We start from the raw sequence: 26,856 nt of genomic DNA on the forward strand, positions 1-26,856 counted from the left end.
CGACCACCATCCGCACCGGAGGAGATTCCGTGACGCGTCCTGTCGTGCTCATCGCTGAGGAACTGTCGCCCGCCACCGTCGAGGTCCTCGGCCCCGACGTCGAGGTGCGCAGCGTGGACGGCACCGACCGCCCGGCGCTGCTCGCCGCCGTGGCCGAGGCCGATGCCCTGCTGGTCCGCTCCGCGACCCAGGTCGACGCGGAGGTCTTCGCCGCCGCGGGACGGCTCAAGGTCGTCGCCCGCGCCGGAGTGGGCCTGGACAACGTCGACGTCGCCTCCGCCACGACCGCCGGGGCGATGGTCATCAACGCTCCCACCTCGAACATCGTCTCGGCGGCGGAGCTCGCCGTGACCCTGATCCTCTCCTCGCTGCGCCACCTGGCCCGCGCCGATGCCTCGGTGAAGGCCGGCAAGTGGGAGCGGAAGCAGCTCACGGGCGTCGAGCTGCTCGGCAAGACGGTCGGCGTCGTCGGCTTCGGCCGCATCGGCCAGCTCGTGGCCGAGCGCCTGGCCGGTTTCGGCGTCGAGCTGCTCGCCTACGACCCCTACGTGAACCACACCCGGGCCGCCGAGCTCGGGGCGCGCGTGGTCGAGCTCGACGAGCTCATGCGCGCCTCCGACATCGTCACCGTGCACATGCCCAAGACCCCGGAGACCACAGGGCTGATCGGCGCCGAGCAGTTCGCGCTCGCCAAGCCCACCCTGCACATCGTCAACGCCGCCCGCGGCGGGCTGATCGACGAGGAGGCGCTGTACACGGCGCTGACCACCGGGCAGATCGCCGGTGCCGGCCTGGACGTCTACACCTCCGAGCCGCCCGCCACGAGCGAGACCGCAGCGCGCCTGCTCGAGCTTGACAACGTCACCCTCACCCCGCACCTCGGCGCCTCGACGGCCGAGGCGCAGGAGAAGGCCGGCGTGGCCGTCGCCAAGTCCGTGCGCCTCGCTCTCGCGGGCGAGCTCGTCCCCGACGCCGTGAACGTCGCCGGCGGTGCGATCGACGACCTGGTCCGCCCGGGCGTGGCGCTCGCCGACCGCCTCGGCCAGCTCTTCACCGCGCTCGCGGCCGAGTCGCCCGAGCTGCTCGAGATCGTCGTGCGCGGCGAGATCGCCACCCACGACGTCACCGCGCTCAAGCTCTCCGCCCTCCGCGGACTGTTCCGCGGCGTGGTCACCGACCAGGTCAGCTACGTCAACGCCCCCGTCATGGCCGAGGAGCGCGGCATCACCGTGCAGCTGCAGACCGAGGAGGCCTCCGAGCGGTTCCGCAACGTGATCTCGCTGCGCGGCACGCTCCGCAGCGGCGAGGTCGTCTCCGTCTCCGGCACCCTCAGCGGCGTCGAGCAGGCCCACAAGCTCGTCGAGGTGGGCGGCCACGCGCTCGAGGTCCCCCTGAGCGACCACCTGCTGCTGATCCGCTACGAGGACGGACCGGGCCTGATCGGCCAGTACGGCGCCCGACTGGGCGAGGCGGGCGTGAACATCGCCGGCATGCAGGTCTCCCGCGCGGGCAAGGGCCCCGGCGCCGAAGCCCTCGTGGTCCTCGACCTGGACTCCTCCGTGGACCGCGAGCTCGCCGAGCGCATCGGCGAGGACATCGGTGCCCACTCGATCCACGCCGTCGACCTCGTCTACTGACCCCGACCCTCGCGCCCGAGCGTCCCCGAAGGAGCACCACCATGAGCACGACCTCCGCGTCCACCACCCTGCGCCTCGCCGTCATCGAGGGAGACGGCATCGGTCAGGAGGTCGTCCCGCAGGGCCTGCGAGCCCTCCGGGCGGCCCTGGAGCCGGCCGGCGTCACGGTCGAGACCACCGACTTCGACCTCGGGGCCGGCCGCTGGCACCGCACCGGCGAGACGCTCACCGACGAGGACATGGCCCGCCTCGCCGAGCACGACGCGATCCTGCTCGGCGCGGTCGGCGATCCTGGGGTCCCCTCGGGCGTCCTCGAGCGCGGCCTGCTGCTGAAGCTCCGCTTCGGCTTCGACCACTACGTGAACCTGCGTCCCACCCGGCTCTTCCCGGGCGTGGCGACGCCGCTCGCCGAGCCCGGCGAGATCGACTTCCTGGTGGTGCGCGAGGGCACCGAGGGCCCGTACGTCGGCAACGGCGGCTCGATGCGCACCGGCACCGAGCTGGAGGTCGCCACCGAGGTGTCCCTCAACACCGCCGTCGGCGTCGAGCGGGTGGTCCGCTACGCCTTCGAGCAGGCCGCGGCCCGCCGGGGGAAGCTCACCCTGGTGCACAAGCACAACGTGCTGGTGCACGCCGGGCACCTGTGGCGGCGGATCGTCGAGCAGGTCGGGGCCGAGTACCCCGCGGTCGCCGTCGACTACGCCCATGTCGACGCGATGATGATCTATCTCGTGCAGGACCCCTCGCGCTTCGACGTGATCGTCACCGACAACCTCTTCGGCGACATCGTGACCGATCTCGCGGGCGCCATCGGGGGCGGCATCGGTCTCGCGGCGAGCGGCAACGTGAACCCCACCGGGGCCTTCCCGTCGATGTTCGAGCCCGTGCACGGCTCGGCACCGGACATCGCCGGCCAGGACAAGGCCGATCCCACCGCCACGGTGCTCTCGGTCGCGCTGATGCTCGACCACCTGGGGCACGTCGAGCCGGCCGCCGCCGTGCGCGCCGCGGTCGAGAACGACCTCGCCGCCCGGGCCGAGGACCCCTCGCTCTCCACCCGCGGGACGGTCGCGATCGGCGACGCGCTCGTCGCCGCGATCTCCGGGCGCTGAGCCCGCACCTGCCACACTGACCCCACCCGCCCGATCCTCGAGGAGGACCCACCCGTGAGCGCGCTCGCCTACCCCCAGTCCGACACCACCCGTCGCATCGGCGACGACGAGCGCGCCCGCATCCTCGCCGCCCCCGGCTTCGGCCAGCACTTCACCGACTTCATGACCCATGCCCGGTGGACCGTCGAGGGCGGCTGGGCCGGGGGAGAGGTCATCCCGTTCGGACCGCTCCAGCTCTCCCCGGCCTCGGCCGTGCTGCACTACGGCCAGGAGATCTTCGAAGGCCTCAAGGCGTTCCGCCACGCCGACGGCTCGGTGTGGACCTTCCGTCCCGAGCGCAACGCCGAGCGGCTCGCGGCCTCCGCCCGTCGCCTCGCGCTGCCCGAGCTGCCGGTCGAGGACTTCCTCGCCTCGCTGCGCGCGCAGGTCGCGGCCGACGAGCCGTGGGTGCCGGAGCCGACCGGCGAGCAGTCGCTGTATCTGCGTCCGTTCATGATCGCCAACGAGGAGTTCCTCGGGGTCCGGGCCTCCCACGTGGTCGACTATTACGTCATCGCCTGCCCGGCGGGCGCCTACTTCCCGCGGGGGGTGCAGCCTCTCGTCGTGTGGATCACCGACGAGTTCGCCCGCGCCGGGGCCGGGGGCACCGGCGCCGCGAAGTGCGGCGGCAACTACGCGTCCTCCCTCCTGGGCAAGGCGCAGGCGGCCGAGCACGGGGCCGACGAGGTGCTCTTCCTCGACTCCGAGACGCACACCTCGATCGACGAGCTCTCGGGCATGAACGTCTTCGCGATCACGGTCGACGGCCGGATCCTCACGCCGTCACTCAGCGGCTCGATCCTCGAGGGCGTCACCCGCTCCTCCATCCTCACCCTCGCGGCGGATCGCGGTCTCGAGCCCGTCGAGCAGCGCCTGGTGATGGACGACGTGCTCGCGCAGCTCGCGAGCGGCGAGATCACCGAGATGTTCGCCTGCGGCACGGCCGCCGTGATCACGCCGATCGGGGAGTTCCGCCATCCGGGCGGCGCGCAGCCCGTCGGCGACGGCGGCTCCGGCGCGACCACCCTCGCCCTGCGCCAGGAGCTCACGGACATCCAGTACGGCCGGGTGCCCGACCGTCACGGCTGGCTCACCCGGCTGGTGTGAGATGACGAGCACCGCCCGCCCCACACCTAGCGCCGTGGACGGCTTCCACCTCTACGACACGACTCTGCGCGACGGCTCCCAGCAGGAGGGCCTGACGCTCTCCGTCGCGGACAAGCTCGCCGTCGCGCGCCTGCTCGACGAGCTGGGCGTGACCTACATCGAGGGCGGCTGGCCGGGCGCGGTCCCGCGCGACACCGAGTTCTTCGCCCGGGCGGCGACCGAGCTCGAGCTGCGCACCGCCCGTCTCGCCGCCTTCGGCGCGACCCGCAAGGCCGGCGTCATCGTGACGGAGGACCCGCAGGTCGCGGCGCTCGTGGACTCGGGAGCCCCGACTATCACGCTCGTGGCCAAATCGGATCTGCGCCATGTCCTCGACGCCCTGCGCACCACGGCCGAGGAGAACCTGGCGATGGTGCGGGACACCGTCGAGCACCTGCGGGGACTGGACCGCGAGGTGTTCGTCGACGCCGAGCACTTCTTCGACGGCTACCTGCACGATGCCGACTACACCGTCTCCGTGGTGATCGCCGCCTACGAGGCCGGTGCGGCGGCGGTCGTCCTGTGCGACACCAACGGCGGGATGCTCCCGCACCAGGTGACCGAGATCGTCGAGGACCTCCGCGGCCGACTCGACGCCGCCGGGCTCGCCGACGCGCGCCTCGGTGCCCACACCCACAACGACTCCGGCTGCGCCGTCGCGAACGCCCTCACCGCCGTGCGCGCGGGCATCACCCACGTGCAGGGATGCGTCAACGGCTACGGGGAGCGCACCGGCAACGCGGACCTCGTCACGCTCCTCGCCGACCTCCAGCTGAAGATGGGCCTCGAGCTCCTCCCCGCGGAGACCCTCGCCGAGACGACGCGCATCGCCCACGCGATCGGGGAGATCGTGAACATGCCGGTCACCTCCCGCGCGCCCTACGTGGGGGCGAGCGCCTTCGCGCACAAGGCCGGCCTGCACGCGAGCGCGATCCGAGTGGACCCGGATCTCTACCAGCACATGGATCCGCGCGAGATCGGCAACGACATGCGCATGATCATCTCGGACATGGCCGGCCGCGCCTCCATCGAGCTCAAGGGCCGCGAGCTCGGCTTCGACCTCGCGGGGGATCCGGAGCTGCTCTCGCGGCTCGCGGCGACCGTCAAGCAGCGCGAGGCGGAGGGCTACTCCTACGAGGCGGCCGACGCCTCCTTCGAGCTCCTCGTCCTGGACCAGCTCGGTCAGGTGCCGTCCTACGCGACCGTCGAGTCGTGGCGCGCCACCTCCCAGCAGCTGCGCGACGGCACCCTCGAGTCCGAGGCGACGGTGCGCCTGCTCGCCGGGACGGGCGAGGACGCGGAGCGGCGGGTCGCGATCGCCGAGGGCAACGGCCCGGTCAACGCCCTGGACCTCGCCCTGCGCTCCGCCCTCCGCGAGCGCTACCCCGAGATCGACGACTTCGAGCTGCAGGACTTCAAGGTGCGCATCCTCGACGCGCAGCACGGCACCGATGCGACCACCCGGGTGCTCGTGCGGACCTCCGGGCGCGGTCTCGAGTTCCAGACCGTGGGCGTCGGCCCGAACGTCATCGAGGCCTCGTGGGAGGCCGTCTTCGACGCCTACACCTACGGCCTGTACAAGTCGGGCGTCTGAGCCCTCGAGCCACTACCCTGTGACCATGACCACTTTCGTGCTGACCGCCATCGGCGAGGACCGCCCCGGCCTCGTCTCCGCCCTCGCCTCCGTCGTCGACGAGCACGGAGGCAGCTGGGTCGACAGCCAGCTCGCCCTGCTCGCCGGTCACTTCGCCGGGATCGTGCAGGTCGAGGTCCCGGCCGAGCGGACCGAGGCGTTCCTGGACGCCCTCCCCGCCCTCGCGGGAGAGGTGGGTCTGCAGGTCGAGGCCGCGAGCGGGACCGGCGCGGCGGCGCAGGGCGGGGAGTCCTTCCGTCTGCACCTGCTCGGCCAGGACCGCACCGGCATGGTGCGCGAGGTGACCTCGGCGCTCTCCGCGCAGGGCGCCACCATCGACGGTCTGCGCAGCTGGACCCGGGACGCCCCCGAGGGCGGCGGTGTGCTCTTCGAGGCCGAGGCCGAAGTGCGCCTGCCCGCGGGCGGTTCGGATGCGGCGGTGCGGGAGGCCCTCGAGCAGATCGCCGCCGAGCTCATGGTCGACCTGGAGCTCGACGCCCCGGAATGAGGCGTCGAGAGCGCGAGGAGGACGAATTAGGTGATCTCCGGATCGCATAATTCGCTGCTTTCCGACGAGTGACAGAAGAATTCCTCGAGAAGGGGCTCCATCGGGACGGAAGTCCCCTATGGTGGCCGTACGGGCCGAGAATGCTGGAGGCGCACAGTCCCCCTGTGGTGCGTCGTCGAGAACAGGTCGGCCCGCGCGTCCGCACTCGCCCGAGGAGCGCCTCGATGTCCGGGTCCCCACCCTCCGCCGTCACCTCGACCACCTCCCCGTCGACCGTCCCGCCCGGGGCCTGGCGAGCCCTTCTGCTGGTCACCCTGGGCTTCGGAGTGAACTTCTGGGCATGGGCGCTGCTGAGCCCGCTCGGCCCCGTCTACGTCGAGCAGGGCCTCGCCCAGGATGCCTCGCTGATCGTCGCGCTGCCGGTCCTGGTGGGCTCGCTGGGCCGGATCCTCATGGGCGCGCTCTCGGACCGCTTCGGCGGGCACCTGATGTTCCCGCTGGTCTCCCTGCTCACCGTGATCCCGGTGCTGTTCATCGGCCTGATCGGCCAGTACTCGTATTCCACGCTGCTACTCGGCGGATTCTTCCTCGGCATCGCCGGCACCACCTTCGCCATCGGCGTGCCCTACGTGAACTCCTGGTTCCCGCCTGCGAAGCGCGGCATGGCCACCGGCCTCTACGGCGTGGGCGTGGGCGGCACCGCGATCAGCGCCTTCACCACCGTGCCGCTGGTCGATGCCATCGGGGACGTCGCCCCCTTCGTGCTCACCGCGATCGCGCTCGTGGCCTACGCCGTGGTCGGCTGGCTGTTCATGCACGACGCCCCCACCTGGACGCCGTCGAAGCGGAGCATCATCGCCCAATCCCTCGCGGTGATGAAGCTGACGGTGACCTGGCAGGCTTGCTATCTCTACGCCTTGTCCTTCGGCGGCTACGTCGCCTTCTCCGTCTTCCTGCCCACGATGCTGAAGAACTGGTACGGGCTGGAGACCGCCGACGCCTCCTTCCGGATGGCCGGATTCGTCATCGTCGCCGTGATCATGCGCCCGCTCGGCGGGACCCTCTCGGACCGCCTCGGCGCGGTGCGCACCCTGCTGATCTCCTACACCGCTGTCGCTCTCGCCGCGCTGCTTCTGGCCTTCCAGCCCGCGCTGATGCCGCTGGGCACGATCGCCTTCATCGTCATGGCCGCCGGCCTCGGACTCGGCTCCGGCGCCGTCTTCGCCCTGGTCGCGCAGACCTCCGAGCCCTCCGTGGTCGGCTCCGTGACCGGCTTCGTCGGCGCCGCGGGCGGCCTGGGCGGATTCGTCCCGCCGCTGGTGATGGCCGCGATCCACGCCGGCAGCGGCAGCTACTCCCTCGGCATCGTCCTGCTGCTGCTCGCCACGCTCGGAGCGATCGTCGTCACCCTCTTCGTCGCGCGCGGCGCCCGCTCCGCCGCTCCCTCCGACGCCCCCGCCACCTGACCCCGTCCCCTCCCGGGAGGAGCACCCATGAGCATCCAAGACCGCACCAATCCCGGCGGAGGGATGGACTCGCCGCTGTTCGACGCGCTGATCGGCGCCCGGCGCATGTTCAGCCGGTCCGAGCGGATCAGCGAGGACAACCGCGAGACCCATCGCGTGGGCGGCCGCGGCGGCGACTCCTTCTACCGCGAGCGATGGAGCCACGACAAGGTGGTCCGCTCCACCCACGGCGTCAACTGCACCGGCTCCTGCTCCTGGAAGGTGTACGTCAGGGACGGGGTGATCACCTGGGAATCGCAGGAAACCGACTACCCTTCCGCGGGCCCCGACCGGCCCGAGTACGAGCCGCGCGGCTGCCCCCGAGGCGCCTCCTTCTCCTGGTACACCTACTCGCCCACCCGGGTGCGCTATCCCTACATCCGCTCCGAGCTGCTGCGCATGTTCCGGGAGGAGAAGGTGAAGGCCCCGGGGAACGACCCGGTCGAGGCGTGGAAGGCGATCGTCTCCGACCCCGAGAAGGCGAGGCGCTACAAGCGCGTCCGCGGCAGAGGCGGCCTCGTGCGGGCGAGCTGGGAGGAGGCGGAGGAGCTCGTCGCCGCCGCCTACGTCCACACCGTCAAGGAGTTCGGCCCCGACCGCGCCACCGGCTTCTCGCCGATCCCCGCGATGAGCCAGGTCTCCTTCTCCTCCGGCGCCCGCTTCCACCAGCTCATCGGCGGCTCGATGCTGTCCTTCTACGACTGGTACGCGGACCTCCCGCCCGCCTCCCCGCAGGTCTTCGGCGACCAGACCGACGTGCCCGAGTCCGGGGACTGGTGGGACGCGGCCTACCTGATCATGTGGGGCTCGAACGTGCCCCTGACCCGCACCCCGGACGCGCACTGGATGGCCGAGGCCCGCTACCGCGGCCAGAAGGTCATCTCCGTCGCCCCCGACTACGCCGAGAGCGTCAAGTTCGCCGACGAGTGGCTCGCCCCGCATCCCGGCACCGACGCTGCGCTCGCCATGGCGATGGGCCACACCATCCTGCGCGAGTTCTACGTCGAGAAGCAGGTGCCCTATTTCGAGGAGTACTCCACCCAGTACACCGACCTGCCCTTCCTCGTGCAGCTCGAGCGGCGCGAGGACGGGAGGCTCGTGCCGGGCAAGTTCCTCGTCGCGAGCGAGGCGGGGGAGCACCGCACCGCGGAGGCCGCGACCGAGCACGCCGACTTCAAGCCCATGATGTTCGACCGCGCGAGCGGCGGGGTCGTCGTCCCGAACGGCACCCTCGGCCACCGCTTCAGCGCCGACGGGGAGGGCCGCTGGAACCTCGAGCTCGGCGATCTCGACCCGGCACTGTCGCTGCTGGGCCACCACGAGGACGTCGCCGAGGTGCTACTGCCCCGCTTCGACACGGCCGGCCAGGGAGGCCGCGGCGACGTCGCCCGCGGCGTCCCCGTGCGGGAGATCGACGGCCGGATCGTCACCACCGTCTTCGACCTGCTGCTCGCCGAGTACGGGGTGGGCCGCGAGGGCCTGCCGGGGCAGTGGGCGCGGGGCCTCGACGACGCCGAGGCGCTCTACACCCCCGCCTGGCAGGAGACCATCACCGGCGTGCCCGGCGTCGCCGCCGCCCGCATCGCCCGCGAGTTCGCGCAGAACGCGATCGACTCCGGCGGCCGGTCGATGATCATCATGGGCGCCGGCACCAACCACTGGTTCCACTCCGACACCATCTACCGCTCCTTCCTGACCCTCACGAACCTCTGCGGAACCCAGGGCGTCAACGGCGGCGGCTGGGCCCACTACGTCGGCCAGGAGAAGGTCCGCCCGATCACCGGCTGGCTCCACCTCGCCAACGCGCTGGACTGGACCCGGCCGCCACGCCAGATGACCCAGACGACGTATTGGTACATGCACACGGACCAGTGGCGCTACGACCGCTTCGGTGCCGACACCCTCGCTGCGACGACGGGCGCGGGCCGCTTTGCGGGCACCACCACGGCCGATGCCGTCGCCCTGTCCCAGCGCCTGGGCTGGCAGCCCTTCTACCCCCAGTTCGACATCTCGTCGCTCGACGTCGCCGACCGTGCCGCCGAGGCGGGCCAGGAGACGATCCCGTACCTCGTCGACCAGCTTCGGAGCGGCGGCATCAGCTTCGCCGCCGAAGACCCGGACGCCCCGCAGAACCATCCGAAGATCTGGTCGATCTGGCGGGCGAACACCCTGGGCTCCTCCGCCAAGGGCGATCAGTACTTCTTCCGTCACCTGCTCGGGGTCGACTCCGCCGCCACCGAGGAGGAGACCCCGGAGCACCTCCGACCCCGGGACGTGCGCTGGAGGGACGAGGCGCCGATCGGCAAGGTCGATCTAATGCTCACCCTCGACTTCCGCATGACGAGCCACACCCTCCACTCGGACGTCGTGCTGCCGGCGGCGACCTGGTACGAGAAGCACGACCTGTCCACGACGGACATGCATCCCTTCGTGCACTCCTTCAACCCGGCGATCTCCAACCCTTGGGAGTCGCGCACCGACTGGGAGACCTGGGCCGGGATCGCGCGGCGCTTCAGCGAGCTCGCCGAGACCCATCTCGGCACCCGCACCGACGTCGTGGCCTTCCCGCTCCAGCACGACACCCCCGGCGAGCTGGCGACCCCGCACGGGCGCGTGCGCGACTGGAAGAAGGGGGAGTGCGAGCCGATCCCGGGCCTGACGATGCCCACCCTCGTCGAGGTCGAGCGGGACTACACGCAGATCCACGCGAAGTTCACCTCGATCGGCCCGCTGCTGGAGACGCTCGGGATGACCACCAAGGGCATCACCTACGACGTGAAGGACTACGTCGCCGAGCTCGGCCGCCTCAACGGCGTCCACCGCCACGGCTCCGCCGCCGGGCGGCCGAGGCTCGAGACCGACCTGCAGGCCTGCGAGTTCATCCTGGGCTTGTCCGGCACCACCAACGGCCACATGGCTACCGAGGGCTTCAAGACCCTCGAGAAGCGCACCGGCATGGCCCTGCACGACCTCGCCGCCGAGAACGAGGGCAAGCGGATCCATTTCGCCGACACCAAGGCCGCCCCGGTCCCGGTGATCACGAGCCCCGAATGGTCGGGCTCGGAGTCCGGCGGGCGCCGGTACAGCCCCTTCACCATCAACGTCGAGCGCAAGAAGCCCTGGCACACCCTCACCGGCCGCCAGCACTTCTACCTCGACCACGACTGGATGCTCGAGATGGGCGAGGCGCTGCCGGTCTTCCGGCCTCCGCTCGACATGACCGCCTTGTTCGGCGAGCGCGCGCTGGGCACCACGGACGAGGCCGGGACATCGATCTCGGTGCGCTACCTGACCCCGCACAACAAGTGGGCGATCCATTCGATGTACATGGAGAACTTCTTCATGATGAACCTCTCCCGCGGCGGCCAGACGATCTGGATGAGCGTCGAGGACGCGGAGGCCGTCGGAATCACCGACAACGACTGGATCGAGGCCACCAACCGCAACGGTGTGGTCGCCGCCCGGGCGGTGGTCTCGCACCGCATGCCGAAGGGCACCGCCTTCATGCACCACGCCCAGGACCGCACCGTGAACGTGCCGCTGACCGAGCGGGACGGCATGCGCGGCGGCATCCACAACTCCCTGACCCGGATCATGCTCAAGCCCTCCCACCTCATCGGCGGATACGGCCAGCTGTCGTACGCCTTCAACTACTACGGCCCCACGGGGAACCAGCGCGACGAGGTCACGATGATCCGCCGGCGCACCGCCCCCGTCGAGTACTGAGCTCCGAGAGCACAAGGAGAGACGACATGAGAGTCATGGCCCAGATGTCGATGGTGATGAACCTCGACAAGTGCATCGGCTGCCACACCTGCTCGGTCACCTGCAAGCAGGCCTGGACCAACCGCTCCGGCACGGAGTACATCTGGTTCAACAACGTCGAGACCCGTCCCGGGCAGGGCTATCCGCGCGGGTACGAGGACCAGGCGACGTGGAAGGGCGGCTGGGAGCTCGGCGCGAACGGCCGGCTGAAGCCCAAAGCCGGCGGGCGCCTCTCCAAGCTGCTGCAGCTGTTCTCGAACCCGAAGCTGCCCGGCATCGAGGACTACTACGAGCCCTGGACCTACGAGTACGACAACCTCCTCAACGCCCCCGCGCAGCAGTCGGCCATCCCCACCGCGCCCCCGAAGTCCCTCATCACGGGGGAGCGCACCCAGATCCAGTGGTCCGGCAACTGGGACGACGACCTCGGCGGCACCTACCTCCACAAGGACAAGGACCCGATGCTCAAGGGCATCGAGGACAAGGTGCAGTTCGAGTTCGACCAGACGTTTATGTTCTACCTGCCCCGCATCTGCGAGCACTGCCTGAACCCCACCTGCGTGGCCTCCTGCCCCTCCGGCGCGATCTACAAGCGCGAGGAGGACGGCATCGTGCTCGTGGACCAGGACGGCTGCCGCGGCTGGCGCATGTGCATCACCGGCTGCCCGTACAAGAAGATCTACTTCAACCACCGCACCGGCAAGGCCGAGAAGTGCACTTTCTGCTATCCCCGCATCGAGCAGGGGGAGCCGACGGTGTGCGCCGAGACGTGCGTGGGACGCTTGCGCTACATCGGCCTCGTCCTCTACGACGCCGACCGCGTCACCGAGGCCGCCTCGACCCGGGACGAGAAGGACCTCTACCGCGCCCAGCGCGACCTGATCCTGGATCCGAGCGACCCCGAGGTGATCGCGGGCGCGAAGGCCTCCGGGATCCCACACGACTGGATCCTCGCCGCCCAGAAGTCGCCGACCTATCGGCTCATCAAGGACTACGAGGTCGCGCTCCCGCTGCACCCCGAGTACCGCACCATGCCGATGGTCTGGTACATCCCGCCGCTGTCGCCGGTGGTTGACGTGGTGCGGGACACCGGCTACGACGCGGAGGACGCGGAGAACCTCTTCGCCGCGATCGACGCGCTGCGCATCCCGGTGGAGTACCTCGCGAACCTCTTCACCGCCGGGGACGTCCCCACGGTGGAGCGGGTGCTGTACCGCATGGCGGCGATGCGCTCCTACATGCGCGACATCAACCTCGACAGGGAGCCGAAGGAGGGCATCGCGAACGCCGTGGGGATGGACGGCGAGAGCATGCAGGAGATGTACCGCCTGCTCGCCATCGCGAAGTACGAGGACCGCTACGTCATCCCCGTCGGCCACCACGAGTCCGCCCACGACCTCGAGTCCACCGGCACCGACTGCCCGCTGAACGCTCCGGGCGGCCCCGGCATGGGGATGTCCCCGCCGGAGGAGACGATGGGGCTGTCCGGCCCCGGCTACGCCACCAAGCGCCAGCAGAACGGTCCCGAGCGACCTGAGGGCGTCCGGATCAACCTGCTGAACTGGGACGGACGCGGCCGGCCCGACGGGCTCTTCCCGAGCCCCGCCGCAGGGGGTGCCTGATGGGTGCGCTCGCCCGCCTGCTCGGCCGGCGCACGGCCGACAACGGCTCCCCAGGCGGCGGCGGGACCGGCACCGCCACCGTGACCCCGCCCCCGACCCGCGGTCGCTCGCCGCAGGACCTGCTGCATGCCGCGGGTCTGTCCACCGAGGAGCTGCGCATCACCTGGCTCGCGGTCTCTTGGCTGCTGAGTTATCCCGACCAGGACGTCCGCTCCCGGTTCGGCGACCTCCGCACGCTGGTCCAGGATCTCCCAGACCGCGTCCGGGAGCCGCTCGAGCTCACTCTGCGCGCCCTGACGGTGAGGGATGCCGTCGCCGTCCAGGAGCAGTACGTGGACACCTTCGACACCCGGCGTCGAGGTTGCCTGCACCTGACCTACTTCAGCCACGGCGACACCCGCCGCCGCGGCATGGCGCTGCTGCGCATCAAGCAGGACTTCCGGGCCGTCGGGGTGGAGATCGATGACCGGGAGCTACCTGACCACCTGCCGCTCGTCCTCGAGTTCGGCGCTGGGCACGACGCGGAGCGGGGCGCGAAGATCCTGCGCTCGAACCGTCCCGGGGTGGAGCTGCTGCGGCTGCACCTCGAGGACATCGCCTCTCCATGGCACGGGGCGCTGGTGGCGCTGTGCGCGACGCTCCCGCCCCTGGATGCTGAGGACCGCGCCGCGGTGCTGCGCCTGGCGGAGGAGGGGCCGGAGGAGGAGACCGTAGGCCTGGACGGTTACGGGCTCGACGCCGACGCCGCGGCGCTGGGCGGACAGACCTTCGCCGCGAACGGCTGCGACTCCCGGGCCACCGCCCCCGGCCCGGTTCCCGTGGACCTCCTGAGAGGACGACCGTCATGACCGACACCTCGACCCTGGACCTGCTGCTGTGGGTGGTGCTGCCCTACATGGTGCTGGTGGTCTTCGTGCTCGGGCACGTGTGGCGCTTCCGCGCCGACCGCTTCGGCTGGACCACGCGCTCGAGCCAGATCTACGAGTCCAAACTGCTCTCGATCGGCTCGCCGATGTTCCACTTCGGCATCATCGGGATCTTCTTCGGCCACGTGGTGGGGCTCGGGATCCCCAAGTCCTGGACCCGCTTCCTCGGCATCTCCGACCACCTCTACCACCTCATGGCGGTCACCATCGGACTCGCCGCGGCGGTCGCCTGCGTGGGCGGGCTGCTGATCCTGCTGTATCGCCGGCGCACGAACACCCGCGTGTTCGGCGCGACCACAGTGGGGGACAAGATCATGTACCTGCTGCTGACCTCCACCATCCTCTGCGGGGTGCTCGCCACGCTGGTGCACACCACCTTCGGCGCCTACGACTACCGAGAGGGCGTCTCGATCTGGTTCCGGGACTTCTGGACCTTCCGGCCCGATCCGTCGCTGATGGGAGAGGCTCCGATCTTCTTCCAACTGCACATCCTCTCCGCGCTGCTGCTCTTCGCGGTGTGGCCCTTCACTCGCCTGGTGCACGTCTTCGCCGCCCCGGTGGGGTACCTGAACCGGCCGTACATCGTCTACCGCAGCAAGGACCCGCGACGGGAGTCCGAGCGCCGCGGGTGGGAGAAGGTGGACTTCTGATGGCGGCGAGAACCCCCGTGACCCGGCAGTGCGACTGGGAGACCGAGCTGCTGCCCTGGCTGCGGGAGACCTCCGCACTGCTCGAGGTCGGCGGCGTGGACCTCGACGTGGACCGGGTGCACCGGATGACGGGCGTGGTCGCCGAGGGCGTGCAGCGTTCGATGGCACCGATCGCCGCGTTCCTCGTCGGGGCGGCGGTCGCCCGGGGTGCCGGCCTCGAGGAAGCCTGTGCAGCGGTCGAGGAGCTCACCCACGCCCGGGCGGCGACCACGGTGTCCTGAGCCGACGAGCTGTCGAGGGCTTCGTGACCGAATCGTGATCGGTGGTCTTGCCGGCGACCGGGGGACTGGTCCGGGGGCGCGGGCGCTCCCACGCTGAGGGCTCACCCGCCGTCCCGTGAGAGCTGAGTCCCCGTGACCTCGTCGCCGCTCGCCCCGCCTGCCCCGCCTGCCCCGCCTGCCGATCTCGCCCTGCCCCCAGCACCGAGCGTCGCCCTGCCCGCCGGGGCGGTGCGCGCCCTCGTGCTCGCCACGCTCGGTTTCGGCGTGAGCTCGTGGGCCTGGGCGCTGCTGAGCCCGCTCGGTCCGGTGCTCGTGGAGCGCGGCACGATCACCGACGCCTCCCTCGTGGTGGCCGTGCCCGTGCTCGTCGGCGCGCTCGGCCGGGTCCCGATCGGAGCCCTCACGGACCGGTTCGGCGGTCGGGTCATGTTCACGGCCGTGTCGCTCGCCGCCGTCGTGCCGGTGCTGCTGCTCGGCCTCGTCGGCCAGGACTCGCTCGCCGGACTCCTGCTCGGCGGGCTGCTGCTCGGCATCGCCGGCACGGCCTTCGCGATCGGCATCCCCTACGTGAACTCCTGGTTCCCGCCCTCGCGACGCGGGATGGCGACAGGCGTCTACGGGGCGAGCATGGGAGGCACGGCGATCGCCGCCTTCACCACGGTGCCGCTCGTGCGGGCCGGCGGAGAGGCGGCGCCCTTCCTCGTGGCCGCCGCCGCGCTCGTCGTCTTCGCCGTGGTCGCGGCGACGTCGATGCGCACCGCGCCGACGTGGCGCCCGGCGCTCGGTAACCCCGCGCGGGCGACGGCAGCGGCTCTGCGCCTGGCCGTGACCTGGCAGGCGAGCGCGCTGTACGCGCTGTCCTTCGGCGGCTACGTCGCGTTCTCCGTCTTCCTGCCGACGCTGCTCGTGCGCTGGTACGACCTGGAGCCGGGGGAGGCGGCGCTGCGCACTGCGGGCTTCGTGGTGATGGCCGTGCTGCTGCGCCCGCTCGGCGGGGTGCTCTCGGACCGGTTCACCGCCGCCCGCACGCTCCTGGTGTCCTATGCGGCGCTGACCCTCGCCGCCGCCGTCCTCGCGCTGCACCCGCCGCTCGCCCCTACCGGCACGCTCGCGCTCCTGCTCGCCGCCGGCGCCCTCGGCCTCGGCGCCGGCGCGGTGTTCGCTCTCGTCGCCCGCGTCGCCCCCGCCGGGGAGATCGGCGCCGTGACCGGCGTGGTCGGCGCTGCCGGCGGGCTCGGCGGATTCGTCCCACCGTTGCTCATGGCGGCGACGATGCAGGGTCTGGGCAGCTATGCGCCGGCGCTCGTGGCGCTTCTGCTCGCGGCGGTCGGGGCGATGATCCTCACCGTGCGCGTGGGACGCCAGGGCGTCAGCGGGAGCTCATGTCCCCCACGTGGGTGATGGCGAGGACCGGTTCCCCGGCTTCGTCGGTCGCCTCGAGGTCGAGCTCCGCCTCGATCGCCCAGTCGTGGTTGCCGTCGGGGTCGTCGAGCACCTGCCGGATCTCCCAGCGCCGCGACTCCTCGGTGATCTGCAACAGCTTGGGGGAGCGGGCGGGGGCGTCGATGCCGACGTGGTCGTAGGTGTCGTAATAGGCGTCCATCGCCTCGGCCCACGCGGCCCGGTCCCAGCCGGAGGCGCCGTCGAGCTCCGCGAGGCGCTGCTCCCGCTCGAAGGCGAAGTGCTCCACGCGCTGCCACATGGCGGCCCGGACCATCGTGCGCAGCACCTTGGTCTGCGCGGAGAGGCCGCGCGGGGTGCTGGGGCGCACCTCCTCCTCGGCGGCGGGTCCGTCCTCGGGATGGCTCAGCGCCTCCCACTCGTCCAGCAGCGAGGAGTCGATGCCGCGCACCAGCACTCCGAGCCATTCGATGAGGTCCTCGAGCTCCCCGGTGCGCAGGTCCTGGGGGATGGTGCGGCGGAGCGCCTGGTAGGCGTCGGAGAGATAGCGCAGCACGATGCCCTCGGAGCGCTGCAGCCCGTACCGCTGCACGAACTCGGAGAAGGTCTGTCCGGTCTCGTGGATTTCGCGCACGATCGACTTGGGGGAGAGGTCGTCCTCGCGCACCCACGGCCGGGTGCGGGCATAGATCGCGAGAGCCGCCTCGAGATCCTCCGCGAGGGGCTTCGGCCAGGTCACCTCGTCCAGCTGTGCCATCCGCTCGGTGTACTCGACCCCGTCGGCCTTGAGCTCCGCGAGCAGCTCGCCCTTGGCGGCGTTCTGCTGGGCGAGCAGGATCTGGCGGGGGTCCTCGAGGATCGCCTCGATGATCGAGACGGTGTCCAGGGTGAGGCTCTCGGACTCCTCGTCGAGCGAGTCGATCATCGCGATCGCGAACGGGGCGAGGGGCTGGTTCATGGTGAAGTCCAGCTGGAGGTCCTCGGTGAGGGCGAGGCGCCGTCCCAGGTGGTCCGGATCGGGGAGTCGCTCGACGATCTCGGCGTCGAGGAGGCCGCGCAGGATCGTCAGCGCCTCCCGCTGCAGGCGCAGCTTCTGGGCGCGGGTCTGGTGGCTCGCGTGGATCAGGTGCCGTCCGGCGGCGATCGCGTCCCCGGGGCGGGCGATCAGGGCGAGCGCCATGCCGGGGGTGATCTTCAGGTGCGGCCGCAGCGGCTCCGGCGCGTTCTCGACGAGCTTGGTGAGGTTCTGCTCGGACCAGGAGACGGCGCCCTCGGGCACCTTCGGCTTCGGCTCCTTCTTCCGCTTCTTGGCGGAGTTCGGGGCGGTGCCGGACTCCTCGCGGGCGCGCTGCTTGGCGAGCTGCCGCTCAAACTCGACGGTCCACGGCGGCGCCTGCACCACGACGTGGCCGATGGTGTCGTAGCCGGCGCGGCCCGCGCGTCCGGCGATCTGGTGGAACTCGCGGGCGTTCAGCAGCCGCATCCGGTTGCCGTCGAACTTCGCGAGCCCGGTGAGGAGCACGGTGCGGATCGGCACGTTGATGCCGACGCCGAGGGTGTCGGTGCCGCAGATCAGCTTCAACAGCCCGGACTGGGCGAGCTTCTCGACGAGCCGGCGGTACTTGGGCAGCATGCCCGCGTGGTGCACGCCGATGCCCTCGCGCACGAGCTTGGAGAGCACCTGGCCGAAGCCCTTGGCGAAGCGGAAGTCGCCGATGATCTCGCGCACCTGCTCCTTCTCCGCCGGCGTGAGCACCTTCTGTCCCAGCAGCGCCTGGGCCTGCTCGAGCGCCTCCTTCTGGGTGAAGTGCACGATGTAGACGGGGGCGTCGCGATCCTGGAGGATCTGGGCGATCGTGTCCGGCAGCGGGGTGAGCGCCCAGCGGAAGTCCAGGGGCACCGGCCGCGGTGCGTCGGCGATGACGCTCACCTCGCGGGAGGTGCGCGCCCGGAGATCGTCGACGAGCGCCGTGACGTCCCCGAGGGTCGCGCTCATCAGCACGAACTGGCAGGCGGGCAGTTCGATCAGCGGCACCTGCCAGGCCCAGCCGCGCTGGGGGTCGCCGTAGTAGTGGAACTCGTCCATCACGGCGAGGCCGACGTCGGAGGTGGGGCCGTCACGCAGGGCGTGGTTCGCGAAGATCTCCGCGGTGCACACGATGATCGGGGCGTCGTGGTTGACGCTCGAGTCACCGGTCATCATGCCCACGTTCTCGGCGCCGAACTGCGCGACGAGATCGAAGAACTTCTCGCTCACGAGAGCCTTGATCGGGGCGGTGTAGTACGAGCGCTCACCCCGCGCCATCGCGGCGAAGATCGCGGAGTAGGCGATCGTGGTCTTGCCCGAGCCGGTGGGCGTCGCGGCGATGACGTGGTCGCCCGCCGCGATGGCGAGCAGCGCCTCCTCCTGATGGGGATAGAGGGTGCGGCCCACCGCCTCCTGGGCGGCGACGAAGCCGTCGACGATCGCGTCCTGTCCGTTCGCGGGGGAGCTCGGGGGGAGGAACGGGGTCAGGGTCGCCATGGGGCCAGTCTGCCAGTCAGCGCTGTCTCTGGCCGGACAGCCAGCGCCGATGCGCGTCGATCGCCTGCCGGGTGGGCAGCTGAGGGAGGCGCCAGTCCCGGTAGGCGGGATCCCGTCCTTCGCCCCGCAGGAAGAGGTTCTGGAAGGCGGTGACGATCGAGATGATCCGTTCCCCGTCCACGGTGACGATGCGCGTGGCGCGGCGCCAGTACCAGTGATCCGCGGTCTCGACCAGCGCGACGCGCTCCCAGGGGATCCAGTGGTCGCGCAGGAAGCCGCGCGCCTCGATGCCGGCGGTGCGCACTACGAGCGCCATCCGCGCCTGACGCCAGGTCATGAGGAGCAGGGCTCCCCACGACAGCAGGATCACCACGCCGAGAGCGACGAGCATCGCCAGGAGAGCGGGGGGCGGGTCGGCCGTGAGCAGGTAGACGACGACGGCGACGAAGCCCAGCAGGATCAGGCTCGCGAAGCCGGCGCCGAGGAGCTGCAGCACGCGCAGCACGGGGAGGAACTGCGCGGTGTACAGGACCTCCCCGCGATCTGCAGGGTCGGGACCGGCGGCTCTGACGGGCATTCCTCCATTCTGCCGCTACGCCGAGCACTCGCCGACGGAAGGAACGCCATGCCGGCCAGACGCTCCGAGGATCCGCGGTTCGATCCCGCTCGGGAGACCGCGGAGGTAGTGCGCGAGCACTGGGACGACGCGGCCCGCCGCGCCGCGCGACCCGCCCCCATCGAGCGATCGTTACCTGATCGTGACATGAGTCACGATCCGTCGGAGAGCTCCGGGCAGGGTGACCCCCCGGGGCGCCGAGGTGACCAGCACGATTGCTGCGCCCGGCGAGCCGGAGGCGGATGTCCAAAAAGCTACCGATCGGTAGCAAACGGGAAGTCAGGCGGATCGTGCGAGTCCGGAGATGCCCGACTCCCCAGGGGTCGTGACCCGCATCACGCGACATAGCGTGCCGCCACGGCCCAACCGGGTCGTCATCCCTCGTCCTCCGTCTCCTCCGGAGGATCCCTGCGAGAGGCGTCCGCTGATGCACACCTCTCCCCTTCGCCGCTGCACGAGACTCCTGGCCGGCGCCGCCCTCGTCGGCGGCCTCGCGATCGCCGGTGCCGGTGCCGCCACCGCCGATGGCGCGGACGTCGAGCGCACCGCCTTCTCGAGCGCGGCGCAGTCGGACAGCGACGAGTACTGGACCTCCGCCCGGATGGAGGCGGCCGCTTGAGCGACCACCCCCGACGTCGACGGGCCGGCAGCCGTGTGCTGCCGGTCCGTCGACGTCCCGGTGACCGACGCGATCAGCCCGCGGGGGAGGGCAGGCCGTCCAGCGCCGCGAGGATCCTCCCGCGCAGGGTGTCGGCCGCCACTGCGAGATCCCGCTGTCGCCGGACGTACTCGGCCTTGCCGGCCGGGGTCTCGATCGGCACCACCCCGTAGCCGAGGGGGCGGACGTCATAGGGGCTCGCCTCCATGTCGAGCACCCGGGTCGCGCGCGCGTGCTCGAAACAGTCCAGCACCAGCTCGGAAGGGACCAGCGGGGTCAGCTTCGCCGCCCACTTGTAGAGGTCCATCCCGACGTGCAGGCACGCGGGGTTGTCGAGCTCGACCTGCCGCGCGCGGGTCGGTCGGAGAGCGTTCCGGGGCGCCGACGTGGGGGTGAAGAAGCGGAAGGCGTCGAGGTGGGAGCAGATCAGGTTCTCCCGCTCGACCACGGCATCGGTCTCCGCCTGGCCGAGCCGCAGAGGGAGGTCCTCATGGCGCTGCTCGCCGGGGCGGAGGCCGTGCACCATCGCCCACTCGTGCAGGCCGAAGCATCCGAACTCGGGGCGCCGGTTCGTCAGCGAGGACGCGCGCAGGAGGCGGGTCATGAAGCCCAGAGCATCCGCCCGCTCGGTCAAGAAGCGGCCGACGTCGGCCCGGCGGCGCTGCGGCTCGCCGGGCAGGTCGACGTACCAGGAGCGCCGGCCCTGCTCGTCGACGTCCGCGATCGTGGGGGTGCCGTCGGCGCCGCGATCCGCGGCGACCTCGTACGCGGTGCCCCAGCCGGGATGCCAGCGCCGCAGCCGCGCGGGGGAAACGGGGTAGTAGGTGAACAGGAAGTCCTCGACGGGATGCTTCTCCCCGCGCGCCTTCCGAGCGCGATGCGCCGCCGTCAGGTCGTCCGTGCGCTCCTCGTGGGCCTGGCGGGCAGCGCGGGCCGCCGCGGCGTCGAGCACGACGGCCGGGCGGGGGAGGACGGGAGACATGACGGTTCCTCCTCTTTCCGGTCGCTGGGCGGGGACATCCTACGGACCCGGTCCCCGGGGACCGTTCCTCCCCAGGACCCTGCTGTCCACACCGCCGCCCCGCGCCCGGTGACGGGAGCGCCCGGCGACCTACGGTTCCCGGACGGACCGGGGCGCGCCGTCTCGGCCGACCGATCACGAGGGGACTGCCATGGACTTCTACTGCGACGATTGCCTGCGCACGCATCATGGGGCCGACGGGACCGAGCACGCCCCGTGGCCCGTGCACGACTACCTGGGGCCGGATGTGCTCGCCGAGCTAGGGCCGCTGGAGATGATGTCCCTGTTCCTCGAGGGCGGCCTCTGCCTCGTCGCCGGACCCGAGGGCATCGAGTGCTACGTGCAGGTGCTGCTGACGCTTCCCGTCTTCGGGGAACCGGGACGTGCGCTGCACTACGCGCCGTGGGCGCGCGTCGCCCCCGAGGATCTGCTCGAGCACATGGCGGCCCTCCGGGAGGCGGAGCGGCGCCGCGCCCGCCGGAGCGCGCGGCGACGCCACCCGGTGCTCTCCGAGTTCGACGGCGTGCTCGCGACGGCCCTTCCCGACTACCCGGACAGCCTCGGGCAGCCGGTGCGTCTGATCGCTCGGGAGCAGGGGGAGCCGACGACGATCGTGCCCGACCCGTCCTCGGAGCATCCGCTCGCCCGCGACCTGCGCGACGGGATCAGCCTCCAGGAGGCGGAGCTGCGGGTGCGCTCCCTGGCGCTGACGGACCTCGCGGCCTGAGGGAGGGGCGCGGGCTCGCCCCTCCCGCCGCGGCCGTCACGAGGCGAGCAGCTCCCGCACGCGCGGGATGACCTCGGTGCCGTAGAGCTCGATCGAGCGCATGAGCTGCTCGTGCGGCATCGGTCCGCTCGCGTACTTGAGGTCGAAGCGATCGATGCTGAGGGTGCGGATCGTCCCCGCGATCTTCCGGGCGACGGTCTCGACGCCGCCGGCCACGAGCGCCCCGTGGTGCATCTCCTGGTCGAACTCCGCCATCCCCGCCGGCGGCCAGCCACGCTCGCGGCCGATCTCGGTGCGATTGCGGATCCAGTGCGGGGCGAGCTGCTCCCGGGCGGTGGCATCGTCCTCGGCGACGTGGCCGGGGGAGTGGACCCCCACCGGCAGCCGATCGTGTCCGAACTGGGCGACCGCGTCGTGGAACAGGTCGACGAAGGGAGTGAAGCGTTCGGCCGGGCCGCCGATGATCGCGAGCATCAGCGGCAGGCCGTGACGGGCGGTGCGGATCACGGAGTTGGGGCTGCCCCCGACGGCCACCCAGGTGGGCAGCGTCCGCTCCATGCGCGGGTGCACCAGCTGGTCCTTCAGTCCGGGCCGGTGGGTGCCGGACCAGGTGACGGGCTCCTGGGGGAGGAGCGCCGCGAACAGCTCGAGCTTCTCCTCGAAGAGCATCTCGTAGTCCTGCATCGAGTAGCCGAACAGGGGGAAGGACTCGGTGAACGAGCCGCGGCCGACGGTGATCTCGGCGCGTCCCTCGGAGAGTGCGTCCAGGGTCGAGAAGCGCTCGAACACGCGGATCGGGTCGTCGGAGGAGAGCACGGTCACGGCGGTGCCGAGCGTGATGCGCTCGGTGCGGGTCGCGAGACCGGCGAGGACGATGTCCGGGGCGCTCACGGCGAAGTCCGGGCGGTGGTGCTCGCCGATCGAGAAGTGGTCGATGCCGACGCGGTCGGCGAGCTCGCCCTGGGCGACGATGTCGCGGATCACCTGGGCGGGGGTGACCGGGTTCCCGTCGAGATCGACGGTCACGTCGCCGAAGGTGTCCAGGCCGAAGGTGATGCGCGCGGGATCGAGCGGGGCGCGGTCGGCGGGAGCGGTGCTGTCGCTGCTGCTCGTGCGGTCGGTGGTGCTCATGATGCTCCGTCCCGGGTCAGGACCCGACAAGAGGTAGTTGATAGTTGAATCATATGGCATCGGGTCCCGGAGGGACAGGCCCCGCGTCGGCCCGTCGGGGACCGGGACCTAGACTGGCGAGCATGCGCATCGCCCGATTCACCACCGGTGAGGACCCCATGTACGGGATCGTCCAGGAGAAGGACGGCCGGGACATGGTCTACGGCATCACCGGCGACCCCCTGTACACCGAGATCCGCCCCACCGGCACCATCACGCCCCTCGAGGACGTGCGCCTGCTCGCCCCGGTCATCCCGCGCTCGAAGGTGGTGTGCGTGGGTCGCAACTACGCCGCCCATGCCGCTGAGCTCGGCAACGAGGTGCCCGACCAGGCTCTGTTCTTCCTCAAGCCCAACACCGCCGTCGTCGGCCCCGGAGACCCGGTGGTCGTGCCCTCCTACAGTCAGGAGGTGAGCCTCGAGGCGGAGCTCGCCGTGGTCATCAAGCGCATGGCCAAGGATCTCTCCCCGGAGCAGGTCGCCGATCATGTGCTCGGCTACACCTGCGCCAACGACCTCACCGCCCGCGACGCGCAGCGCGGCGAGAAGCAGTGGTTCCGCGCGAAGGCGTTCGACACCTCCTGCCCGATCGGTCCCTGGATCGAGACCGATCTCGATGTCGCCAGCCCCGGAGGCCTCTTCATCTCCTCGGCGGTCGACGGCGAGACCGCCCAGCAGGGCAGCACGGCGGACATGATCCGCTCCGTCGCCGAGCTCGTCGCCGAGATCTCCTCCGTCGTCACCCTGCTGCCGGGCGATCTCGTGCTCACGGGCACCCCCGCCGGGGTGCGCACGGTCGAGCCGGGCGCCGTCATCGACGTGACCATCGAGGGTATCGGCACCCTCAGCAACCCCCTCGTGCGCCGCTGAACGGCGCCCACCGCACACCCCAGGAGCGTCCCGCGTGACCACCGCCCCCGTCGTCCCTTCCACCGCGCCCTCCGACGAGGTCCGCGTCCGGTTCTGCCCGAGCCCGACCGGCACTCCCCACGTCGGCCTCGTGCGCACCGCCCTGTTCAACTGGGCGCACGCCCGCCACCACGGCGGCAAGCTGATCTTCCGCATCGAGGACACCGACGCCGCCCGCGACAGCGAGGAGTCCTACCGCCAGCTGCTCGAGGCCATGCGCTGGCTCGGCATCGACTGGGACGAGGGGGTCGAGGTGGGCGGACCCGACGGCCCCTACCGCCAGTCCCAGCGCGGCGAGATCTACCAGGGCGTCATCGCGAAGCTCAAGGACGCCGGGCACATCTACGAGTCGTTCTCGACCGCCGAGGAGATCGCCGAGCGGCACCGCGTCGCCGGCCGCGACCCGCAGCTCGGCTACGACGGCTACGACCGCGAGCTCACCGAGGAGCAGAAGGCCGCCTTCCGTGCCGAGGGTCGCGAGCCCACCTGGCGCCTGCGCATGCCCGACGAGGACCTCAGCTTCGTGGACCTGGTGCGCGGCGAGATCACCTTCAAGGCCGGCTCCACCCCCGACTACGTCGTGGTGCGCGCCAACGGGCAGCCGCTCTACACCCTCGTCAACCCCGTCGACGACGCCCTCATGCGCATCACCCATGTCCTGCGCGGGGAGGACCTGCTCTCCTCGACGCCGCGCCAGATCGCGCTCTACCGGGCCCTCATGGACGTCGGCGTCGCCGATCGCATCCCGCAGTTCGGTCACCTGCCGTACGTGATGGGGGAGGGCAACAAGAAGCTGTCCAAGCGGGACCCGGAGTCCAACCTGTTCCTCTACCGGGATCAGGGCTTCACCCCCGAGGGCATGGTCAACTACCTGGCCCTGCTCGGCTGGGGCTACAGCGCGGACCAGGACATCTTCTCCCGCGAGCAGTTCGTCGAGCGGTTCGACGCCTCCGACGTCAACCCCAACCCTGCGCGCGTGGACCGCAAGAAGGCGATGGCCATCAACGCCGACCACATCCGCCTCCTGCCCGAGGCCGAGTTCGTCGAGCGCCTCGTGCCCTACCTCCAGGCCGGCGGAGTCCTCGGCGAGGTCGTCACGCCCGAGCAGCAGGCCCTGCTGGTCGCGGCCGCGCCGCTCGTGCAGACCCGGATGAACCTGCTCGGCGAGGCGCCGGACCTGCTCCGCTTCCTCTTCGCCGCCGATGAGGACCTCGAGGTCCAGGACGAGGCCCTCGCGAAGATCGGCGACGACCCCGTCGCGGTGCTCGAGCGGGCCATCGCCGAGATCGAGGCCGTGCCGGCGGACTCCTTCACCGCCGAGCTGCTCGAGCCGGCCCTGCGCCAGGCCATCGTCGAGGACATGGGCATCAAGCCGCGCCTCGCCTTCGGGCCGCTGCGCAGCGCGATCTCCGGCCGTCGCATCTCGCCGCCCCTGTTCGAGTCGATGGAGCTGCTCGGCAAGCCCTCGAGCCTCACGCGCCTGCGGGCGCTGCGCGACCGTTTGAGCGCGGTGTCTCCGGAGTGAACCGACGGTGACGCGAGGGGGTGCCGAGCCTCACAGCCCGAAAGGCCCCTCTCGCTTTGCCCCTCCGGCCGCGAGCCGCTAATGTTGTACCTCGGTACGGCACCGCGGGAGATCGCGGACCGGAGGGCTCCAGAGGGCCCGAGGGTTCGGGAAACACCTCGGAATCGTGCTCTCACCATGGGGTATGGTGTAATTGGCAACACAACGGTTTCTGGTACCGTCATTCTAGGTTCGAGTCCTGGTACCCCAGCGCTGAACGTCTCCTCCGGGAGATGGACAGTCCGCGCCCCGTTCGTCTAGCGGCCTAGGACGTCGCCCTCTCACGGCGGTAACACCGGTTCAAATCCGGTACGGGGTACGAGCGAGATCCTCGGATCTCGCGGCGCCCCGTTCGTCTAGCGGCCCAGGACGTCGCCCTCTCACGGCGGTAACACCGGTTCAAATCCGGTACGGGGTACGGACAAGGAGTCGATGCCACTGGCATCGGCTCCTTTTTCTTTGCGCTCATTGCGCTTGCTGCGCTCGTTGCTCTCTTGGCCCTCGTCGGTCGTCGCGAAAGCTCAGTCCTCACGGTTCGCGCAGTTCCCCTCCGCGTCCTTCCCGATCCGCGTTCCCTGCGCAGGTCATCCGGAGTATCGTCGGGACATGACGAACACCTCACCGCCGAGAGTGACCGTAGGCCTCGCCGATGCCGAGGAGTCCGACCTCGCCGTCCGCTGGGCGGCCCGGCATGCACAGCGCATCGGAGGCACCCTCCACCTCCTCCACGCCTTCATGTGGACCGAGCTCGACGTCGACACCGACCCGATCCCCGGGATGGTCGGCTCCGGCATCCGCCAGGCCGCCCAGACCCTCGTGAAGGAAGCCGTCGCGATCGCCCGCGCCGAGGTGCCCGATCTCGAGATCACCTCCGAGGTGGTCGACGGCAACGCCGTGCCCGTCCTCGTGGCCGGCAGCACGGGCTCCGAGGTCATGGTCGTGGGCGGTCGGGGCATGGGACGGCTCATGACCCTCGTCGTCGGCTCGAAGAGCCTCGCCCTCGCCGCCCGCGCGCACTGCCCCGTCGTGGTCGTCCGCGGACATCTGGGGGAGGAGGGGCCGATCGGCGTGGTCCACGACGGCACCACCGCCGTCGCCCTCGAACGCGCCGCGGATCTCGCCGCCGCCTATGACCGGGACCTCCACCTGATCCTGCGGGCGGATACCGCCGCCGATGCCGCCGAGTCGATCAGGGTCGAGGTCGCCGAGCGCCTCGCGCTGAGCCATCCCGGCGTGTTCGTGCGCGGGGTCACCGTCGCCGCGACCGAGAGCGCGAAGGAGCTGATCCGGGCCAGTGAGGATGCGGCGCTCATCGTCGTCGCGGGAGAGCACGCCAAGGGACCCGACGGGCCGATCTCCGCGCCGCGTCGCCTCGTGACGGTGCTGCGCTATGCGCACGCACCGGTGTGGATCGAACGAGCCTGACCCGATACCGGGACGCTC

21 protein-coding genes and 3 tRNA genes are annotated in these 26,856 nt (G+C 71.0%); 20 read left to right on the plus strand and 4 right to left on the minus strand.

Features of this window, described 5'->3' with window-relative positions; all coding sequences use genetic code 11:
• Positions 1-29 precede the first annotated feature (29 nt).
• The 12 genes from serA (at position 30) to V1260_RS03190 (ending at position 16,225) form a co-directional block, all read left to right on the plus strand.
• Positions 30-1,637: a phosphoglycerate dehydrogenase gene (gene serA, locus V1260_RS03135; protein ID WP_329745341.1), complete on the plus strand. Its 1,608-nt coding sequence runs from the start codon at positions 30-32 to the stop codon at positions 1,635-1,637.
• Positions 1,638-1,678: 41 nt separating this feature from the next.
• Positions 1,679-2,749, plus strand: coding sequence for a 3-isopropylmalate dehydrogenase (locus V1260_RS03140; RefSeq protein WP_329745342.1), 1,071 nt, complete (start codon positions 1,679-1,681; stop codon positions 2,747-2,749).
• A 54-nt stretch (positions 2,750-2,803) separates the two neighbouring features.
• Positions 2,804-3,895 carry a branched-chain amino acid aminotransferase gene (locus tag V1260_RS03145; RefSeq protein ID WP_329745343.1) on the plus strand — a complete coding sequence of 364 codons (1,092 nt, stop codon included), beginning with the start codon at positions 2,804-2,806 and terminating at the stop codon, positions 3,893-3,895.
• 1 nt (position 3,896) lies between these two features.
• Entirely contained in the window at positions 3,897-5,528 is a 1,632-nt protein-coding gene (gene cimA, locus V1260_RS03150) for a citramalate synthase (RefSeq protein WP_329745344.1), read from the plus strand.
• Positions 5,529-5,553: 25 nt separating this feature from the next.
• Positions 5,554-6,075 (plus strand): glycine cleavage system protein R, encoded by a 522-nt coding sequence (locus V1260_RS03155; protein ID WP_329745345.1) that lies wholly within the window; start codon positions 5,554-5,556, stop codon positions 6,073-6,075.
• Between the two features lie 224 nt (positions 6,076-6,299).
• Positions 6,300-7,541: a nitrate/nitrite transporter gene (locus tag V1260_RS03160; RefSeq protein ID WP_329745346.1), complete on the plus strand. Its 1,242-nt coding sequence runs from the start codon at positions 6,300-6,302 to the stop codon at positions 7,539-7,541.
• A 27-nt stretch (positions 7,542-7,568) separates the two neighbouring features.
• The gene (locus V1260_RS03165) at positions 7,569-11,306 is read left to right on the plus strand and encodes a nitrate reductase subunit alpha (RefSeq protein ID WP_329745347.1); all 3,738 of its coding nucleotides are present in this window, start codon (positions 7,569-7,571) and stop codon (positions 11,304-11,306) included.
• Positions 11,307-11,332: 26 nt separating this feature from the next.
• The gene (gene narH / locus V1260_RS03170; protein ID WP_329745348.1) at positions 11,333-12,967 is read left to right on the plus strand and encodes a nitrate reductase subunit beta; all 1,635 of its coding nucleotides are present in this window, start codon (positions 11,333-11,335) and stop codon (positions 12,965-12,967) included.
• Positions 12,967-13,815: a nitrate reductase molybdenum cofactor assembly chaperone gene (narJ, locus tag V1260_RS03175; protein ID WP_329745349.1), complete on the plus strand. Its 849-nt coding sequence runs from the start codon at positions 12,967-12,969 to the stop codon at positions 13,813-13,815. The genes narH and narJ overlap by 1 nt, the downstream gene beginning before the upstream one ends.
• On the plus strand, positions 13,812-14,543 hold the full coding sequence (narI, locus tag V1260_RS03180) for a respiratory nitrate reductase subunit gamma (RefSeq protein ID WP_329745350.1): 732 nt from the start codon (positions 13,812-13,814) through the stop codon (positions 14,541-14,543). The genes narJ and narI overlap by 4 nt, the downstream gene beginning before the upstream one ends.
• Entirely contained in the window at positions 14,543-14,824 is a 282-nt protein-coding gene (locus V1260_RS03185; RefSeq protein WP_329745351.1) for a DUF6457 domain-containing protein, read from the plus strand. The genes narI and V1260_RS03185 overlap by 1 nt, the downstream gene beginning before the upstream one ends.
• 132 nt (positions 14,825-14,956) lie before the next feature.
• Positions 14,957-16,225 (plus strand): MFS transporter, encoded by a 1,269-nt coding sequence (locus V1260_RS03190; protein WP_329745352.1) that lies wholly within the window; start codon positions 14,957-14,959, stop codon positions 16,223-16,225.
• On the opposite strand, the gene V1260_RS03195 is transcribed toward V1260_RS03190, so the two are convergent.
• The gene (locus V1260_RS03195) at positions 16,194-18,749 is read right to left on the minus strand and encodes a DEAD/DEAH box helicase (RefSeq protein ID WP_329745353.1); all 2,556 of its coding nucleotides are present in this window, start codon (positions 18,747-18,749) and stop codon (positions 16,194-16,196) included. The genes V1260_RS03190 and V1260_RS03195 overlap by 32 nt on opposite strands.
• Positions 18,750-18,765: 16 nt before the next feature.
• Positions 18,766-19,326 (minus strand): hypothetical protein, encoded by a 561-nt coding sequence (locus tag V1260_RS03200; RefSeq protein ID WP_329745354.1) that lies wholly within the window; start codon positions 19,324-19,326, stop codon positions 18,766-18,768.
• Positions 19,327-19,792: 466 nt separating this feature from the next.
• On the opposite strand from V1260_RS03200, the gene V1260_RS03205 reads away from it, so the two are divergent.
• Positions 19,793-19,984 carry a hypothetical protein gene (locus tag V1260_RS03205; RefSeq protein ID WP_329745355.1) on the plus strand — a complete coding sequence of 64 codons (192 nt, stop codon included), beginning with the start codon at positions 19,793-19,795 and terminating at the stop codon, positions 19,982-19,984.
• A gap of 73 nt (positions 19,985-20,057) precedes the next feature.
• On the opposite strand, the gene V1260_RS03210 is transcribed toward V1260_RS03205, so the two are convergent.
• Positions 20,058-21,005: a 3-methyladenine DNA glycosylase gene (locus V1260_RS03210; protein ID WP_329745356.1), complete on the minus strand. Its 948-nt coding sequence runs from the start codon at positions 21,003-21,005 to the stop codon at positions 20,058-20,060.
• A 190-nt stretch (positions 21,006-21,195) separates the two neighbouring features.
• On the opposite strand from V1260_RS03210, the gene V1260_RS03215 reads away from it, so the two are divergent.
• Positions 21,196-21,771 (plus strand): DUF2199 domain-containing protein, encoded by a 576-nt coding sequence (locus V1260_RS03215; RefSeq protein WP_329745357.1) that lies wholly within the window; start codon positions 21,196-21,198, stop codon positions 21,769-21,771.
• A 36-nt stretch (positions 21,772-21,807) separates the two neighbouring features.
• Here V1260_RS03215 and V1260_RS03220 read toward each other — a convergent pair whose 3' ends face one another.
• Positions 21,808-22,902 (minus strand): LLM class flavin-dependent oxidoreductase, encoded by a 1,095-nt coding sequence (locus V1260_RS03220; protein WP_329745358.1) that lies wholly within the window; start codon positions 22,900-22,902, stop codon positions 21,808-21,810.
• A 122-nt stretch (positions 22,903-23,024) separates the two neighbouring features.
• On the opposite strand from V1260_RS03220, the gene V1260_RS03225 reads away from it, so the two are divergent.
• The 6 genes from V1260_RS03225 (at position 23,025) to V1260_RS03250 (ending at position 26,838) form a co-directional block, all read left to right on the plus strand.
• Entirely contained in the window at positions 23,025-23,810 is a 786-nt protein-coding gene (locus V1260_RS03225; RefSeq protein ID WP_329745359.1) for a fumarylacetoacetate hydrolase family protein, read from the plus strand.
• Between the two features lie 34 nt (positions 23,811-23,844).
• Entirely contained in the window at positions 23,845-25,374 is a 1,530-nt protein-coding gene (gene gltX / locus V1260_RS03230) for a glutamate--tRNA ligase (RefSeq protein WP_329745360.1), read from the plus strand.
• A gap of 178 nt (positions 25,375-25,552) precedes the next feature.
• Positions 25,553-25,624, plus strand: a tRNA-Gln gene (locus tag V1260_RS03235).
• Between the two features lie 35 nt (positions 25,625-25,659).
• A tRNA-Glu gene (locus tag V1260_RS03240) sits at positions 25,660-25,732 on the plus strand.
• Between the two features lie 26 nt (positions 25,733-25,758).
• A tRNA-Glu gene (locus V1260_RS03245) sits at positions 25,759-25,831 on the plus strand.
• Between the two features lie 188 nt (positions 25,832-26,019).
• Positions 26,020-26,838 (plus strand): universal stress protein, encoded by an 819-nt coding sequence (locus V1260_RS03250; RefSeq protein ID WP_329745361.1) that lies wholly within the window; start codon positions 26,020-26,022, stop codon positions 26,836-26,838.
• Positions 26,839-26,856 lie beyond the last annotated feature (18 nt).

Source organism: Brachybacterium sp. J144 (assembly GCF_036321705.1).
Taxonomy (GTDB): domain Bacteria; phylum Actinomycetota; class Actinomycetes; order Actinomycetales; family Dermabacteraceae; genus Brachybacterium.

Bases quoted from the DNA above. Each gene is read 5' to 3' on its own strand.
- V1260_RS03140 (WP_329745342.1), top strand. From the start codon at position 1,679: ATGAGCACGACCTCCGCGTCCACCACCCTGCGCCTCGCCGTCATCGAG.
- cimA (WP_329745344.1), top strand. From the start codon at position 3,897: ATGACGAGCACCGCCCGCCCCACACCTAGCGCCGTGGACGGCTTCCAC.
- V1260_RS03155 (WP_329745345.1), top strand. From the start codon at position 5,554: ATGACCACTTTCGTGCTGACCGCCATCGGCGAGGACCGCCCCGGCCTC.
- V1260_RS03160 (WP_329745346.1), top strand. From the start codon at position 6,300: ATGTCCGGGTCCCCACCCTCCGCCGTCACCTCGACCACCTCCCCGTCG.
- V1260_RS03165 (WP_329745347.1), top strand. From the start codon at position 7,569: ATGAGCATCCAAGACCGCACCAATCCCGGCGGAGGGATGGACTCGCCG.
- narH (WP_329745348.1), top strand. From the start codon at position 11,333: ATGAGAGTCATGGCCCAGATGTCGATGGTGATGAACCTCGACAAGTGC.
- narJ (WP_329745349.1), top strand. From the start codon at position 12,967: ATGGGTGCGCTCGCCCGCCTGCTCGGCCGGCGCACGGCCGACAACGGC.
- narI (WP_329745350.1), top strand. From the start codon at position 13,812: ATGACCGACACCTCGACCCTGGACCTGCTGCTGTGGGTGGTGCTGCCC.
- V1260_RS03185 (WP_329745351.1), top strand. From the start codon at position 14,543: ATGGCGGCGAGAACCCCCGTGACCCGGCAGTGCGACTGGGAGACCGAG.
- V1260_RS03195 (WP_329745353.1), bottom strand. From the start codon at position 18,749: ATGGCGACCCTGACCCCGTTCCTCCCCCCGAGCTCCCCCGCGAACGGA.
- V1260_RS03200 (WP_329745354.1), bottom strand. From the start codon at position 19,326: ATGCCCGTCAGAGCCGCCGGTCCCGACCCTGCAGATCGCGGGGAGGTC.
- V1260_RS03205 (WP_329745355.1), top strand. From the start codon at position 19,793: ATGCACACCTCTCCCCTTCGCCGCTGCACGAGACTCCTGGCCGGCGCC.
- V1260_RS03210 (WP_329745356.1), bottom strand. From the start codon at position 21,005: ATGTCTCCCGTCCTCCCCCGCCCGGCCGTCGTGCTCGACGCCGCGGCG.
- V1260_RS03215 (WP_329745357.1), top strand. From the start codon at position 21,196: ATGGACTTCTACTGCGACGATTGCCTGCGCACGCATCATGGGGCCGAC.
- V1260_RS03220 (WP_329745358.1), bottom strand. From the start codon at position 22,902: ATGAGCACCACCGACCGCACGAGCAGCAGCGACAGCACCGCTCCCGCC.
- V1260_RS03225 (WP_329745359.1), top strand. From the start codon at position 23,025: ATGCGCATCGCCCGATTCACCACCGGTGAGGACCCCATGTACGGGATC.
- V1260_RS03250 (WP_329745361.1), top strand. From the start codon at position 26,020: ATGACGAACACCTCACCGCCGAGAGTGACCGTAGGCCTCGCCGATGCC.